The following is a 15,103-nucleotide window of genomic DNA, read 5'->3' as shown; positions in this document are numbered from 1 at the left end:
ACTCCCCAAAATATTGCGAAATCAGTGCCGTTGTTGACAGCACAGGTCAAGCCCTCTTGCTGATGTCAAAAACTGGCAACAGCCTCTGGCAGCATGAAAAGGTCAAAACAAAGGATGAACTTCTATGACTTACTCTCCCACACACTTCTTGGTCTGGGGCGAACTGCCCGTTACTGACTTAACCAAGGCTTGCGAGTTTTATGGCATCGTGACTGGCGCTGCATTGCAAATCGACTCCAGCGGACCCAACCCAATTGCGATGTTTAAGCCCGCCGATCCTTGCTCTGGCGTCGCTTTGCATCTCTACCCCGGCAAACCTGCCATCGAGGGTTCTGGACCCACGTTGCACCTAGCAGCAGAAGGTAAATTGGAAGACGTAATGGACCGAGTTACCAAAGCTGGGGGTGAGGTCACATCACCTGCCATCGAAATTCCAGCGGGTCGCTTTTTCTATGCAAAAGACCCAGACGGGAACACTGTTGGTTTCTTTGTTGGGAACGATCGCTAACGTCGAAGACCCGGGGTTGCTCCGGGGTCTTTTCGACTTGGGTGAATCACGGCTGTTGTTCCGAAACGTCGAATTGAACCCAGGCGGGAAATTAGCAAAAGTGGGACCTCCATAGCGTGTTCAAATGCCTCCCAAACTCATCCCGATGTGTTTCTGCAGCAACACGGTCTGATGCAATCGGTGATTTCAAGAAACCAAAAGAACACCTGATCTCTAACTTCAATAAGAGGCGCGTTAACTAAGAGTTAAAGCCACGGAAAGCTATGTTCAATCGCCTCGCCTGCCTCCCTCAGATACTTGTGTTGCTCACACTTTCAACACCAATCACCGCCCAAAGCTTTAGTGCCGAAACCGACGTATGGCTTCAAAAGGTAAATCCATCTGGCGCCCTGGACGACGGTGAAAGCTGTGACAGTGGCGGAACTGAGCTGTGCGCCTCGTCGAGTGGCGGTGGCGTATATGCTGGTGGGTTGGTTTCATTCGAAAATGGCAACCAGCTCTATTTGGACTTCACCTACGACGAGCACGGAGAGACCCACAGCAATCCGTCATCTCGAAATGACAATGCTCGGTACCACGGGTACGGCCTGCACTATTCGCTGGGTAACCCAAAGAGCCCATGGGGTATCTTTGCGACCTGGGCAAACGCCAACAACAATGCCGATGACGAACATGGCGGCCCCCTATTTGGTATTGGTGTTGAAAAGGCTTGGGGCAATACTTTTGTTCAGGCGGGATACATGCATATGGCTGACGATGGCCTGGATCCTGATCACGATGGCATAGAGGATATGACCTATATGAATATCGGACACTCTCGTCCCCTATTCAAAGGTCTGTTAACCGGCAATCTCGCTGCTGGATTTGGAGATTTCGAAGAAAGCTCCGATCATGATGATGGTGAATGGCTTCAGTTTGGCTTGCGCTATCAACAACCAATTTCAGAGCGACTGGATTGGTTTGTTGGGTATCAAGGCGATTTTGTACGGGTTGGCCGCACCTTGATTGACGAGCAGGCGACGTTCCACTCTGTCTATTTTGGCCTAAGTTTGAGTTTTGGCAACAAGACCCGCAGTAGGTTCAAAACCCCTAATTTCCGCGCTCCTATTGTAAACGCTGGCGAGATGAACTCTTAAAGCTCGTGAAAGCCCTGGCACGGCCACTCCGCGCCAGGGTTTATTTTACGCATTCACATCAACAACTACGCGTCCCTTAATCTCACCCTTTAAAATTGCCTCACCCAATTGCGGCAAATCGCTAAGTGAGGCGGGTTGAATCATCGCTTCCAGCTTATCCATTGGTAAATCCGAAGCAACGCGCTGCCAGGCCCGGAGACGGTTGTCATAAGGCTGCATGACACTGTCGATCCCTAACAAGTTTACCCCGCGCAACAGAAATGGGATCACCGTAGCGGGCAAGCCCGCGCCTCCAGCCAAACCAACGGCCGCAACAGATGCCCCATATTTCATCTGCCCCAGCACACGCGCAAGCATGGCACCACCAACGGCATCAACACAGCCCGCCCAGCTTTCTGCCTCGAGTGGGCGTTTAACAGTTTCATTGATCTCATCACGAGCAACAATTTGGGTCGCGCCCAAAGATGTCAAATACTCAGCTGCCTCTGGTCGTCCGGTAACACCTGCCACCTCGTACCCAAGATTGGCTAATATCGCAGTTGCAACTGACCCAACGCCCCCCGCGGCGCCCGTCACCAATACCGGGCCATGGCCAGGTATTAACCCATGGTCTTCCAAAGCCATGACCGACAGCATCGCCGTGAAACCAGCTGTCCCAACAGCCATCGCCTGACGACTGTTCAACCCTTTGGGCAAAGGCACCAGCCAGTCGGCTTTGACATTTGCTTTCTGTGAGTACCCCCCCCAATGAGCTTCGCCAACTCGCCAGCCAGTCAACACCACCTTGTCACCAGGCTTGTACCTGTCGTCACTGCTCGCTTCCACTGTGCCTGAAAAATCAATTCCGGGAATATGTGGATATTTGCGAACCAGCCCACCACCAGGACCGATACACAGACCATCTTTGTAATTTACTGTGGAGTATTCCACCGCAACCGTCACCTCACCGCCTGGCAGCTGGTCCAGACTGACCTTTTCTACCGCAGCCGAGGTTTTGCCGCTTTCGCTATCTTTGTTTACAACTAACGCATTGAACATAGTGCTCTCCTTCAAATCCAGAATCTATCGCGCACAGTCGCCACGCGCATACCGTCAGGCGTTTCGACTTCAAGTTTACTTCCCGCATCCCAGTGGGTCATACGAACCAGGCCGATTGCCACGTTCATCCGGAAATCCGGCGACCAAGCGGCTGAGGACACACGCCCCACCCGCTTACCTGAAGCGTATAGAGGCCAGTAATCCGTGCAGGCTGGGACAGGTTCTCCACTGATCGAAAGTGGTCGGATCTGTTGAACCGGCCCCTCTTTTGCGATGCGCAACAAAGCATCGCGACCAATGCAGCCGATCGCAGTATGAGTATCGCAGAACCGACCTAACCCACATTCGTGCGGTGTGTTATCGTCGGTCATATCATTGCCATAGCTCAGCAACCCACCTTCGATCCGCTCAATCAGATTGGGGCACCCTGCCCGCACATCCAAGTCTGCTCCAGCCTCAAATAGCTTATGCCAAAGCGGCATACCGATTTCACTACCTTCAACATAGATCTCAAACCCGCCCTGTTTTGAATATCCAGATCGGGCAATAACCAAATCGCGCCCTTGGAACTGAAACAGGCCAAACCGGAAGAACCGGATATCGCGTATTTTGGAGCCAAATACCCGTTCCAAAAGCTCTTCAGCTTTAGGACCCTGTATCGCCAGCGGTGATACATCTGGTTCATCGACCAGAACATCCAACCGCCAACCGTTCGCAATGCCTTTGACCCAGTATAGCAAATCACTGTCAGCGATGGAGATCCACCATCGGTCTTCTGCCAACTTCACCGCAACCGGGTCATTCAGCATACCACCCGTTTCATCTACAATTGGCACATAGAAACACTGCCCAGACTGCATGCCCCTCAAATCACGAGGCGTTAACATCTGCATTAGCCGTCCCGCATCTGGGCCGCGCAACTCCACCTGGCGTTCACAGGACACATCCCAGACCTGAACGTGTTTCTTTAGATGATGGTAGTCTGCCTCAATGCTCTCAAACACAGTTGGCAACAACATGTGATTGTAAACGGTGTAGGCTTTAACACCGGCTGCCTCGACACCTTCTGAAAAGGGGGTTCTGCGCAAACGCCGCGATGGTGAAATCAATGCCATTGCTATCTCTCTGACTTGCTCGACGACTACTTGAAGAAGGAATCACTACAGAATCCTTCGGCTCAACTCTTGCTTTTTTAGTGTCAGACTTTTAAATGTCAGACAATAAAAACATTTGCGCATCTGCTCACAGCACAGACACGAGACAACAAAGTGAAAATTGACCCAAACAGTTCCGCTAACCTCTCGGCTCAAATCGCCAAAGCCATCCGGGACTCGATTGTTTCAGGAGACCTGATCATCGACGAACGGCTGCCTTCAGAGGCAGAGTTGGCTGACTACTTTCAAGTTTCACGCCCAACAGTTCGCGAAGCCCTGAAAAGATTAGCAGCCCAATCCCTTATCCGAACACAACGGGGTGCAACCGGTGGGGCATTCGTCAATCGGCTAAGCTTCAAAGAGGCCTATGCGGACCAAGTTACAACCTCGACCCTGTTGCTTTCTATGAATGAGGTTAGTTTCGATACGGCCTGTGAAGCTCGATATGCGCTGGAACGCGCATGCGCGCCACTTTCAGCTAAACGCCGCACCGCTGATCAGCTGGCCACCATGCGCACCGAGATCTTTCGGCAAAGCCAACCCAGCCTGACCGACGAAGCCTACTGCGCCTCTGACGTCGCCTTTCATAGAGCCCTGGTAGATGGCGCGGACAATCCAGTGTTATCCTACCAGCTGGCAGGAGCTGTGGAAGCGATGCAACCGTTAATGAATATGATCACTTTTACAACTCGGTCACGCGGGATCATGGTGTGCCTGCACAGCAGCATTGCGGATGCGATTGAAAACGGCGACGGGGCGGAAGCCGTCGATTGCTTGCATAACCTTGAGGCCGAAACCCGAAAAATTGCAGCCGATGTCTTTGCGGCCCGCGCTGCATCAAAATAATTCTCCCCCTTCTATCGAACGTTAGGCGTTTCACCAGTACGGGCACGCTTCTACGACTTTCCAGCGGTAATTGAGCTTTTTTCAATCGCCCGATCGCTTTCCCTCTTCAAATTCACAGAACCAAGGCCTATATTCGTCCTGTCTCTTCGGGGACTATGGACATAAATGCGCTCGTAATAAGCGGATCGGACCCGGGGGCGGTACCCGGCGTCTCCACCAAACATCCTTCATTTGGGGATCATGGGGACGAAATAGGATCGACGAACGTCTAAAGGGGTTAGCTTTGTCTCGGCTGTCTGCCACCGTTACCGGCGAAAACTGTACAATTGCAAATGACAATCGTGCTCCGGTAGCCCTCGCTGCGTAAGCAGTTCGGAAAACCGAAAACTTAAGTCCTCTCGCTTTGCAGCGTTTGGCGGGGTTCGCAGGTACCTGGCAACAGAAACCTGCACTTCCCCCACCTTCTTTGTGCTATTGCCGTCGATCTGGATAGTTGAGGTCGTACGTAGTTCCAACAGACAACCATCTGAGCTTTCTACCTATTTCGCATCTGAAATCCGATCTTAAGGTTTTGTTGATTTGTCGTCGCCATTCTCACCTTGAATTTCAACGGGAGCAATCATGACCAATACCGAGCTGTTACAATATTGGTTCGACGAAGTTTGGTCTAATGGGAACCTGAACGTAATTGACCGAATGTACGGCCCCAACACCTATTCTACTGGTGTGATTTCCGGCACATCACTGCAACGAGAAGACATTCGCGAGTTGGTGACTGCAATCCGCGAACTTCTAAAAGAAATCAAAGTCTCTTTCAGTCACGTCATGGAACAAGAAGACTGGCTGGCTGTGCGCACAGAAATCGACGCCAAGCGTTCAGACAATGAAGCGGAAGTACAGATGACTGGCCAAATGTTCATTCGGTTTGAAAATCAAGTCATTGTGGAATCCCATAGTCACTTCAATTACTTGGCACTATTTGAACAATTGGACCAGATACCGTCTGAGGCCGTTCCTATCTTATTGACTGGCCAAGCGATGCAGTGGAAATAGCACCATCCTCTTGACAGCAGCCCTTGCAGCGTTATTGCATGGAACCATGGGGTCACTGCGACCACCCCGTGAGGCCTAGGCCCAAGGTTCGCATCCAACACTCCGGTTACGGAAAGGATGCCCAATGGCTGCTGCATATTCTGAAATATCCCCCAACCAACTGATGCGCCTGATTGGCACACCAGATTGCCCGCAAATTATTGACGTCATCACCGATGAGGATTTTGCACTCGACCCCAGGCTTGTTCCCACTGCACGACGCGTTTCTCACGCGCAGATACATGAACTCGTACCCGAACTGAAAGAAAAGCGTGTTGTGGTTATTTGCCAAAAGGGAAAGAAGCTCTCGCATGGGGCAGCAGCGTTGTTGCGCACGCATAACATCGCCGCCGAAGTCCTGGCTGGTGGTAATTTTGCTTGGCGTTCAGCTGGGTTACCGCTGGTTCCTGTTGCAGCTATACCGGAGCCTATCGTTGGCAGTCGCTGGGTTACACGACACCGCCCCAAAATTGATCGTATTGCCTGTCCCTGGCTAATTCGCCGCTTTGTCGACCCTGCAGCGCAATTCCTGTTCGTCCCTCCTGCTGAGGTGACTTCCGTGGCCAATTTGTTTGATGCCACACCATTTGACATAGAAAATACCTTTTGGTCTCATCGAGGCCCCTTGTGTAGTTTTGATGTCATGGTTGAAGAATTCAAACTGGTAACCCCAGCCATGACACGGCTTGCCACTGTTATACGGGCTGCCGACACCAACACCCCCGTTCTAGCGCCTCAAGCAGCAGGGCTTCTTGCTTTCTCGGTCGGCTTGTCTCGACAATATAAAAATGACATCGACCAACTGGAAGCCGCGATGCCATTGTATGATGCGCTGTATCGTTGGGCGCGCGATGGATACGATGAAAGCCATGACTGGCCGGCGGTGACCCAATGATGTCGCCATCATGGCGCGCCATGACGCTGGTGTTTGGACGTATCGGCCTGCTTAGCTTTGGTGGGCCGGCAGCACAAATTGCGGTCATGCATAAGGAGTTGGTAGAAGAGCGTCCCTGGCTGAGCGAACAAGCGTTTCTACGCGCCCTCTCCTTTTGCATGTTGCTGCCTGGACCCGAGGCAATGCAGTTGGCAACCTATGCGGGCTGGCGACTTCGAGGTGTACCTGGCGGACTGCTGGCCGGGCTGCTGTTTGTGATGCCAGGAGCCTTGATTATTGGTGTTCTGGTTGGCCTATATGCATCCTATGGCACTCTGGATTTGGTACAGGCTGGCTTCCTCGGGATCAAAGCCTCCGTCATCGTCATCGTCTTGATGGCCCTACGCAAGCTGGCAAACAAAGCCTTGCACGGATCCAACGCATGGGCGCTGGCGGGAATAGGTTTCGTCGGAATATTTGCACTCAATCTCCCATTTCCGATGATAGTCTTGGGCGCAGGGCTATACGGCTTGTTCCTCGGCAAAAAAGACGTCGTGAGTGACATTGAACCGCAGGGATTGAACGCTCGTAACGCTGGGCGCCAGCTTTTGATCTGGGGGGGGCTCTGGCTCCTTCCTTTGATCGCTCTCAGCCTATTTGGTGCTAGTTTCCTGGCCACTATCGGTTGGTTTTTTGCCAAACTGGCAGTTGTCACATTTGGCGGTGCCTATGCCGTTCTGGCGTATATGAGCCAGACAGTTGTCGAACAGTATTCCTGGATTTCAACGGGGCAAATGATTGATGCGCTGGGCCTTGCCGAAACCACCCCGGGACCACTCATACTAGTCACTCAGTTTGTTGCTATGCTGGCCGGCCTAGAGGCACATGGACCCTGGATGGGCCTTGCAGCGGGATTGGTTGCGCTTTGGGCTACTTTTATGCCCTGCTTTTTGTGGATTTTTCTGACCGCACCCTACGTAGAGCAAATATCTTCGCACCCAAGGCTTGGGGCAGCGCTTAAAGCAATTACCGCCAGTGTGGTCGGCGTAATTCTAAACCTGTCAGTCTGGTTTGCCCTGCATGTCTTGTTTACCGAAATTGAGAACCGCAACTACGGCGTGTTTTCACTACCAGTACCAACATTGGATAGCCTAGACCCGATAGCACTCGGCCTCATTGTACTGGCGGCTCTCCTCACCTTTGCCACCCGGGGCAGCATGCTCCTGACATTGTTTTTGATGGCATTGGCCGGTATCTGCACATCCTTGCTGCCGTTCGCTATTTAAACAAGCAGTCGACATGCCTCTTATACTTAAGCCCTAGGGATTATCACAAAAACTGTGACCATCCTCTTTTGTTTCTGTTCGAATCCCCTATGATTAAGACATGGGTTAAAGGGGTTACGATATGTCCCGCGATATCGACTATGGAAATCTTATGCATACAGCAATGCGCGGTCTTATCCGGACCGTGCTTCTGGACATTGCCGACAATGGACTTCCGGGGAACCATCATTTTTTCATCACGTTTGATACCGGACATCCAGATGCGGAACTGGCGGACTGGCTGTCCGACCGTTATCCTGGCGAGATGACCGTTGTGATGCAGCATTGGTTTGACAACCTCGATGTTGGCGAAGATGGTTTTGCCATAACCCTGAACTTCGGCGATGCTCCTGAACCGCTCTATATTCCCTACGATGCGATCAAAACTTTTGTTGATCCGTCAGTAGAGTTTGGCCTGCGCTTTGAAAGCCCTGATGACGAGCCCAAGGGTGATGCATCTGTACCTGCGCCCGTCGAAGAGCTGATCAACACCCCCCACGACGAGCAAAAAACTGACGCGGATATCGTATCCTTGGACAGTTTTAGAAAATAGAAATTCGGCCTGGACCCAAAGCTGAATTCACCCTGTCCTTCCCTGCCGCTGCTAGTATTGGCTTGTGCGCGACAGGAATGTGGAAATAAACCTTGTTGGAATGCCGTTGCGGTGAGAATTGAAATCTAACTGCAATCCTCCTTCAGCCAGAGTGCGATCATATTGTTGCATCTCGTAGTCACCGTTTGGGGCTACAAACATGGAAAACACCGTCAGTGTATCGCCCGTAATTCGGCTCCATACATAGGGTTCCCCCTTCATAGGATCCAACTGCTCGGTGTGACCAAATACATTGCGTTTCATGGCCGCAGCATACACTCCATCGCGGTCTGTCGGTTGAAACTCGATCTCATAGGACTTGGTTTTACGCCGACCATCTTCTTTTTCAGTCGTCGAGGTCCATAACACAGCATAACCGTTAGCAGTTTCCTTGATCACTACGCTCATATCCCGGTTTGCAATGTCACCGGCTCTCGTTTCAACTTCGGCGCGACCAGAATATTCCCCGACGAAACGTGAAATATCTGCGATTGCAGATTGGCCTGACAAGACCACAGCCATCGTAAAAACCGACAAAAACCTCAGGATAGAGTTCAAAACCATTTGCGAGACGAACGAATTGGCCACGTGACCTCCTTGGGAGTTTCAAAATACATTTGCACCTACTGTAATCATATCCCGTAATCAGACAATGCGTAGTCGAAAAATGACACCTCTCGCCCTATACCTATCGACCGGATCCTCTATGCTGCGCGAAACTGGCCAATTGCACCCGTCACGGGTGCAGGTTAAACGGCATACAACAGCATACCAGACGGAGACAACGGATGTCCGAGACCCGCACCGAAACAGATAGCTTTGGCCCGCTAGAGGTCCCCGCAGAAAAGTACTGGGGCGCTCAAACCCAGCGCTCTATCATGAACTTCCCGATTGGCTGGGAAAAGCAACCCGTTGCAATCGTACGCGCATTAGGTGTGATTAAGCAGGCTTGCGCCATGGCCAACAAAGAGTCCGGCAAAATGGACGCCAAGATCGCGGATGCGGTGATTCAGGCGGCCGGTGAAGTTGTTGATGGCAAGTTTGACGACAACTTCCCGCTGGTAGTATGGCAGACGGGTTCAGGCACCCAGTCGAACATGAACTCAAACGAGGTGATTGCAAATCGTGCGATCGAAATTCTGGGTGGCGTGATCGGCACCAAAGATCCTGTTCACCCGAATGACCATTGTAACATGGGTCAGTCCTCGAACGATACATTCCCCACTGCTATGCACATCGCAGCTGCAATGACTGTACGCGACGTGTTGCTGCCTGGCCTGAATAAACTTCTGACAGCCCTGGAAGCCAAGTCGGATGAGTTCAAGGACATCATCAAGATCGGCCGCACCCACACTCAGGACGCGACGCCGCTGACGCTGGGCCAGGAATTTGGTGGTTACGCCCATCAGATCCGTATGGGCATCCAGCGCATCGAAGCCGCCCTGCCCGGCATCTACGAGCTGGCTCAAGGCGGCACCGCTGTCGGCACAGGTCTAAATACACAGCACGGTTGGAGCGAAAAAGTCGCGGCCAACATGGCTGACATTACCAGCCTGCCCTTTGTCACTGCCCCAAACAAATTCGAAGCACTGGCAGCCCATGACGCCATGGTCTTTATGTCCGGTGCCTTGGCCACCGTTGCTGGCTCTATGTACAAAATTGCCAACGACATCCGCTTCTTAGGCTCGGGCCCACGTTCCGGTCTGGGAGAGCTGATCCTGCCAGAAAACGAACCGGGGTCGTCGATCATGCCGGGCAAGGTCAACCCAACGCAAGCCGAGGCGATGACACAGGTCGCGGCGCACGTAATGGGCAACAACGCCGCAATGACCTTTGCCGGCTCGCAGGGTCATTTTGAGCTGAACGTCTATAACCCGATGATGTCTTATAACTTGCTACAATCCATGCAGCTGTTGGGCGACGTCGCAGACAGCTTTACCGAGCGTATGCTGAACGGCATTCAGGCCAACGAACCACGCATCGATAAACTGATGAAGGAATCGCTGATGCTGGTTACAGCGCTGGCTCCTACCATCGGCTATGACAACGCGACCAAGGTCGCCAAAACGGCTCACAAGAACGGTACCACTCTTAAGGAAGAGGCAATCGCTCTCGGCTTTGTTGACGAAGCAACCTTTGACGCTGTCGTACGTCCCGAGCAAATGGTCGGACCTAAGGACTGATGGCTGAACCGGTAAACCTAAACCGGTTCAAGAAACAAAAAGCGCGGGCTGAGAAAAAGGCCCGCGCTGACCAAAATGCGATCAAACATGGGCGCAGCAAACAGGAAAAACTGCTGGATCGTACGACAGCAAACAAAGCCAAGCGCGAACTTGACGGCCACAAGATCGAAGAATGAGCAATCGCCCAAAGAAACACTCGCTCACGCTGCGCGGTCATAGAACATCGGTATCGCTGGAGGATGAGTTCTGGCAGGCCTTTCGCAAGATAGCGGATGACGAAAACCGCCCAATCAACGTCTTAGCTGCAGAAATCGACGAATCCCGAGGCACCGATTGTGGCCTAGCCTCCGCGATCAGGTTGTTCGTCCTACGACGGCTCACCAGAGTTAACAGACAAGGTACGCCCGAATAGATTTGCGACGTCTATCGTTTTGACAGCTTCAACCAGATTCCATCCGCTGATCGGACGGTCAAATGCGCGACAGGAACAGGCTCGCGCCCTTCGACTAACTCAAACCGATACTGGCGCATCAACATCGAAAGTATCAACGGCCCCTCGACCATCGCAAATCCTGCACCAGTACAAACACGCGCGCCCGCTGAAAATGGGATAAAAGCTTCGCGTTGACATTGCTTTCCGTTTTCGGTTCCCCATCTTTCAGGATCAAACCCATCCGGATTGTCCCATAACCGGTCATGCCTATGCAGATGCCAGGGGCTAACTACAACCTGCGATCCCACCGGCACTTCTCGGTCTCGAAACTGTTCTGGACAAGTCGCCTGGCGCACCATCATTGGCACCGGAGGGTAAAGCCGAAGTGCTTCGCGAAAGACATCGCGGCTAAGACGCAGCTTTGACATAACCGAGAAAGACTGTTCCTCAAGTGCCTCAGCCTCAACCGCCAACTTGTCCTGCCATTCCGGGAAGAGGGCCATCAGATATAGCGTCCAAGCCAATGCAGATGCACTGGTTTCATGACCCGCCAAGAAGAAAATCGCAACTTGATCAACCATCTCTTCGGTATCAAAGCGTTCACCGCTTTGAGGGTCGGATGTTGTCATAATTTTGGTCGCCAAGTCATCCGGTGCTGTACCATCGCGAATGGCTTGCATCCGTTCTGTCGTCAGTTGGGTGATCAACCGCCTGATCTCAGCAGCATCGCGTTTTGTAGTGCGTTTAAAAAACCTTGGCATCCAGCGCGGCATAGGCACAAAAGCGGCGAGGTTTAAAATTGGCTGACTGCGCTGATAATCACGAAAGCGGTTAAAGACCTGCGCAGCCACTTTGTTTTCAATCGGTATTGAAAACAGGGTACGAAAAATCACATCAGCCGCAACATGGCTGGTCACCGCTTCGATTTCGACTGGTTCACCCAACTGACTTTGCAACCTGGATACGGCGGCCTCAGAGGCTTCTCGCATTGCAGGAAAGGTATCTTTCAGGCGCCCTCCTTCAAATGCAGGATCAATAATCCGTCGCTGTCGTTTCCACGTTTCTCCATTCGTCAAGAACACCGAGTTTCCAAGGAGAGGCCGCAATCCTTCTGCGATGCGGTTGGACTTTGGAAAATCATCAGGACGCGCCTTAAGCACCTCTTTGACTAGCTCGGGCTGGTTGATCATGAATGATCGAAAGAACGGCGTCCGAAATTCTGCCATCCAAGCGTGGTACAGCTTAGCGGGTTGCGCCGACAGAATATCCTGCCGAAACAAACGCAGATAGCGCAAAAGCGATACTTTTTCAGGCCTTGCAGGGGGTTTTGGCGGCGTCAAACAGGCACCTCGGAGGTGAATTTGGATACAGCAACATCAATTCGAGATTGGGATGGCTTCCTGTCTTTGTAGCGCTCTTTCAGCGTCATTGGGCCAGCAGTGATGCGAAAGTAGTCATAGTCGCCAGGTTGGTCAAAAGCGCAGAGGTACTGAAAATGCAGCCGGAAAAAACGCCAGCGCAACTGCGCCCACCGCTCTGGACTGAGCGTTTGGGTGAAAGCGGCTGAGAACACCAAAGGCCATCGCTTATCCTGAGGGGCGACGCCGCTCACACTCACCGGATCACAGAGCGCAAACGCGCAACCATCACCAGGGGCAGTCACGTCGACCCAAACCAACTCTGCGCGCAGCGACAGGAAACGTAGATCGGCGCGCAGACGATAGGCATCAGGCAAGAAAGACACCATTGGAACCACCTGCCCCAGACTTAGAAAACTCAATTGAGGGTGCTGCGCTGGCAGGCCTTGACGGATCAAATCCGAGAGAACCGATACTGCAACATGTGCGCCCGAAGAATGCCCGACCACCAGGACCTCATCCAGACTGTCATCTTTCATGGCAGATGCAATCATCGCGGTAAACTCAGCCATCCGAGCTTCAAGCTCTGGAGAGTTTGCCCCTCTGGATGCGGCTGAATAGGCGTAGTCGTGCATCAGGTAATATGCAAAAAATTTGCCGTCCATCTTCTTGAACCAGCGCAACAACGCACCCCCAGCCCCCGCCCCCAGGACTAAGCCCGCCAACTGAACCAAGGATCCTGACAACGATACAAGCCCGGCAATCTGGATCACTGCTCGCGCTACCCCCCACACAAGAAGCATGGCGAGCAACGCTTGGGCGATTAGCATTCCAACAGGGTAAAGCGCGGCAATTACCGGCCCCTTGCGAAGCCGCATGAGACGGCGCAGAGTTCCTGTTGCAATGTATGTCCACGCAGTCTGAACAAGCTGCAGATAGGTAGCCGGGATTGAGCTCTCCATGCTGTCGCGGACAATATCAGACCAGACCAGGACCTCGACGTCACTGACAACCTCAGCACCTTCGATTTCCGCCTGCACATGCCAACCATAAGGGCCTGCCTTGGTCTTTTTGGCGGTTAAGCCGATTTGGTACCCAGAAATATCAGCCTGAGCGACACTCTCTTTCCGATATAACTCTCGATAACGACGCGGGTGTATTGGGTCATAACCCGGGATATAGAAAACTCGCCGCCGGTTCACCCGGCGACGTTCAGATTTTGTCTCTACCCGATCCAAATTCATTTCACCCTCATTCTCTACCCGCAGGCTAGCGGTTCAATCGGGCAAGAGTAAGACCTGACAGGCAAGGAAAAGGGGCCAAGTAGGCCCCTTTTTTTCTATCCCAATGTCGCCAGAGCCGGGAAGGTTTCTAGCAGCCACCACGAGAAGGTGGAAAACAGTCCCGTAACCAGCATCACGCCGACAAGCAACAAGAGACCGCCCATAATTTTCTCGATCAACCCCATATGCCGCTTCATCTTGTTCATCAGCACCATTGATCGGCTGAGGAAGATCGCGGCGAGCAGGAACGGTACACCAAGGCCGATGGCATAGATACCCAACAGGATCGTGCCGCGTGCCACAGAGGCTTCAGACGCCGCCAGCGACAGAATTGCGCCGAGTTGCGGACCAATGCAGGGGGTCCAGCCGAATGCAAATGCCAAACCAAGCACGTAGGCCCCGATGGCAGAACCGCTAGACTGGCCAGCCTCCATTCGCATTTCACGATCTAGAATAGGGATCCGGAACACGGACAGAAAATGCAGACCAAATATGATCACAACCAGACCAGACACCTGGGCAAAAAGTTCCTGATTTTGCAGCACAAAAGCGCCAAAGAAAGAGGCCGTGAAGCCCAACAACAGGAAGACAGTCGACAGACCCATTACAAAGAACAGTGCAGCAACAATAGCCTTGCGGCGGGCTGCGCCGGGATTTTGCATGTCGCCAATTGAAACGCCGCTCATATAGGCCAGATAAGGCGGTACAATGGGCAGCACACAGGGAGAGAGGAAGCTGATCAGTCCGCCGATCAGCGCCACAAGCATCGCAGGGATCAGCCCTGCGTCGATGATTTCTATACCAAACATCATTCTCCCTTAGCCCACCTGTTTACAAAGGTCACGAGGGCAGCTGGTCACATCGTTGTGGACAGGATGAATTATCCGTCATATCTGACAGTTATGAACGAAATTTCGGAAACACTGGATGCCATAGGGCTATTGTGCCCCCTGCCCGTCCTTAAGGCCCGCAAACGGCTGAAACCCTTACCCGTAGGCGCGGTTCTACAACTGTTGTCCGACGATCCAGCCGCAGTGATCGATGTGCCTCATTTTTGTAATGAAACGGGTCACACATTTTTAGGGATGAGCGACGCCGACGGCCATCAGGCCTATTTAATCCGCAAGGGCGTCCGACCCTAAAAACAGCGTTTAATCGACCTGTGTTCTATGTGCACAAAGCGTGCACCACCTGTGCACCAGCAAAATCCAGTATCAAAAGATCTTCAAAATTCTTTAGTCCGATGTGAGAAGCGCCGAGGCTAACCCCGGCGCTTCTATT

General features: G+C 52.5%; 17 protein-coding genes and 1 other RNA gene. 12 read left to right on the top strand and 6 right to left on the bottom strand.

Annotated elements, in window-relative coordinates; translation table 11 throughout:
* Positions 1–124: 124 nt before the first annotated feature.
* Together GO984_RS00760 and GO984_RS00755 are read left to right on the top strand one after the other, a co-directional pair.
* Positions 125–508: a VOC family protein gene (locus GO984_RS00760; protein WP_157020692.1), complete on the top strand. Its 384-nt coding sequence runs from the start codon at positions 125–127 to the stop codon at positions 506–508.
* Between the two features lie 263 nt (positions 509–771).
* On the top strand, positions 772–1,644 hold the full coding sequence (locus GO984_RS00755; protein WP_157020691.1) for a hypothetical protein: 873 nt from the start codon (positions 772–774) through the stop codon (positions 1,642–1,644).
* Between the two features lie 45 nt (positions 1,645–1,689).
* On the opposite strand, the gene acuI is transcribed toward GO984_RS00755, so the two are convergent.
* Both acuI and GO984_RS00745 read right to left on the bottom strand, forming a co-directional pair.
* Positions 1,690–2,682 carry an acryloyl-CoA reductase gene (gene acuI / locus GO984_RS00750; RefSeq protein ID WP_157020690.1) on the bottom strand — a complete coding sequence of 331 codons (993 nt, stop codon included), beginning with the start codon at positions 2,680–2,682 and terminating at the stop codon, positions 1,690–1,692.
* 11 nt (positions 2,683–2,693) lie between these two features.
* Entirely contained in the window at positions 2,694–3,797 is a 1,104-nt protein-coding gene (locus GO984_RS00745) for a dimethylsulfoniopropionate demethylase (RefSeq protein WP_157020689.1), read from the bottom strand.
* Between the two features lie 153 nt (positions 3,798–3,950).
* Here GO984_RS00745 and GO984_RS00740 point away from each other — a divergent pair, with 153 nt between their 5' ends.
* The 6 genes from GO984_RS00740 to GO984_RS00715 all read left to right on the top strand — a co-directional run bounded on the left by GO984_RS00740 (position 3,951) and on the right by GO984_RS00715 (position 8,526).
* A complete protein-coding gene (locus GO984_RS00740; protein WP_167740166.1) occupies positions 3,951–4,682 on the top strand; it encodes an FCD domain-containing protein in 732 nt (243 codons plus the stop codon).
* A 101-nt stretch (positions 4,683–4,783) separates the two neighbouring features.
* Positions 4,784–5,135: a transfer-messenger RNA gene (ssrA, locus tag GO984_RS00735) on the top strand.
* 168 nt (positions 5,136–5,303) lie between these two features.
* The gene (locus GO984_RS00730) at positions 5,304–5,735 is read left to right on the top strand and encodes an ester cyclase (RefSeq protein ID WP_157020687.1); all 432 of its coding nucleotides are present in this window, start codon (positions 5,304–5,306) and stop codon (positions 5,733–5,735) included.
* Positions 5,736–5,859: 124 nt separating this feature from the next.
* Positions 5,860–6,669, top strand: coding sequence for a chromate resistance protein ChrB domain-containing protein (locus tag GO984_RS00725; RefSeq protein WP_157020686.1), 810 nt, complete (start codon positions 5,860–5,862; stop codon positions 6,667–6,669).
* Positions 6,666–7,934 (top strand): chromate efflux transporter, encoded by a 1,269-nt coding sequence (gene chrA / locus GO984_RS00720; protein ID WP_245230946.1) that lies wholly within the window; start codon positions 6,666–6,668, stop codon positions 7,932–7,934. The genes GO984_RS00725 and chrA overlap by 4 nt, the downstream gene beginning before the upstream one ends.
* 121 nt (positions 7,935–8,055) lie before the next feature.
* Positions 8,056–8,526: an SspB family protein gene (locus GO984_RS00715; RefSeq protein WP_157020685.1), complete on the top strand. Its 471-nt coding sequence runs from the start codon at positions 8,056–8,058 to the stop codon at positions 8,524–8,526.
* Positions 8,527–8,577: 51 nt separating this feature from the next.
* Here GO984_RS00715 and GO984_RS00710 read toward each other — a convergent pair whose 3' ends face one another.
* Entirely contained in the window at positions 8,578–9,129 is a 552-nt protein-coding gene (locus tag GO984_RS00710; RefSeq protein ID WP_157021174.1) for a hypothetical protein, read from the bottom strand.
* Positions 9,130–9,353: 224 nt separating this feature from the next.
* On the opposite strand from GO984_RS00710, the gene fumC reads away from it, so the two are divergent.
* From fumC to GO984_RS00695, 3 genes are read left to right on the top strand one after another with little or no spacing between them, the layout of a single operon-like run.
* The gene (fumC, locus tag GO984_RS00705) at positions 9,354–10,748 is read left to right on the top strand and encodes a class II fumarate hydratase (RefSeq protein WP_157020684.1); all 1,395 of its coding nucleotides are present in this window, start codon (positions 9,354–9,356) and stop codon (positions 10,746–10,748) included.
* A complete protein-coding gene (locus GO984_RS00700; protein WP_157020683.1) occupies positions 10,748–10,924 on the top strand; it encodes a DUF4169 family protein in 177 nt (58 codons plus the stop codon). Before fumC ends, GO984_RS00700 begins: the two co-directional genes overlap by 1 nt.
* The gene (locus GO984_RS00695) at positions 10,921–11,160 is read left to right on the top strand and encodes a ribbon-helix-helix domain-containing protein (protein ID WP_157020682.1); all 240 of its coding nucleotides are present in this window, start codon (positions 10,921–10,923) and stop codon (positions 11,158–11,160) included. The genes GO984_RS00700 and GO984_RS00695 overlap by 4 nt, the downstream gene beginning before the upstream one ends.
* Positions 11,161–11,171: 11 nt before the next feature.
* On the opposite strand, the gene GO984_RS00690 is transcribed toward GO984_RS00695, so the two are convergent.
* The 3 genes from GO984_RS00690 to GO984_RS00680 form a co-directional block, all read right to left on the bottom strand.
* The gene (locus GO984_RS00690) at positions 11,172–12,521 is read right to left on the bottom strand and encodes a cytochrome P450 (protein WP_157020681.1); all 1,350 of its coding nucleotides are present in this window, start codon (positions 12,519–12,521) and stop codon (positions 11,172–11,174) included.
* On the bottom strand, positions 12,518–13,783 hold the full coding sequence (locus tag GO984_RS00685; RefSeq protein ID WP_157020680.1) for a hypothetical protein: 1,266 nt from the start codon (positions 13,781–13,783) through the stop codon (positions 12,518–12,520). The genes GO984_RS00690 and GO984_RS00685 overlap by 4 nt, the downstream gene beginning before the upstream one ends.
* A 95-nt stretch (positions 13,784–13,878) precedes the next feature.
* Complete coding sequence (locus GO984_RS00680) at positions 13,879–14,631, bottom strand: cytochrome c biogenesis CcdA family protein (protein WP_138163209.1); 753 nt, start codon at positions 14,629–14,631, stop codon at positions 13,879–13,881.
* A gap of 93 nt (positions 14,632–14,724) precedes the next feature.
* On the opposite strand from GO984_RS00680, the gene GO984_RS00675 reads away from it, so the two are divergent.
* Positions 14,725–14,964 (top strand): sulfurtransferase TusA family protein, encoded by a 240-nt coding sequence (locus GO984_RS00675; RefSeq protein ID WP_157020679.1) that lies wholly within the window; start codon positions 14,725–14,727, stop codon positions 14,962–14,964.
* The last annotated feature ends 139 nt before the right edge of the window (positions 14,965–15,103 follow it).

The organism is Parasedimentitalea huanghaiensis, from assembly GCF_009753675.1.
GTDB lineage: Bacteria > Pseudomonadota > Alphaproteobacteria > Rhodobacterales > Rhodobacteraceae > Parasedimentitalea > Parasedimentitalea huanghaiensis.
Note: the sequence above shows the minus strand (reverse complement) of the source record. Positions and strands in the feature narration are given on the sequence as shown.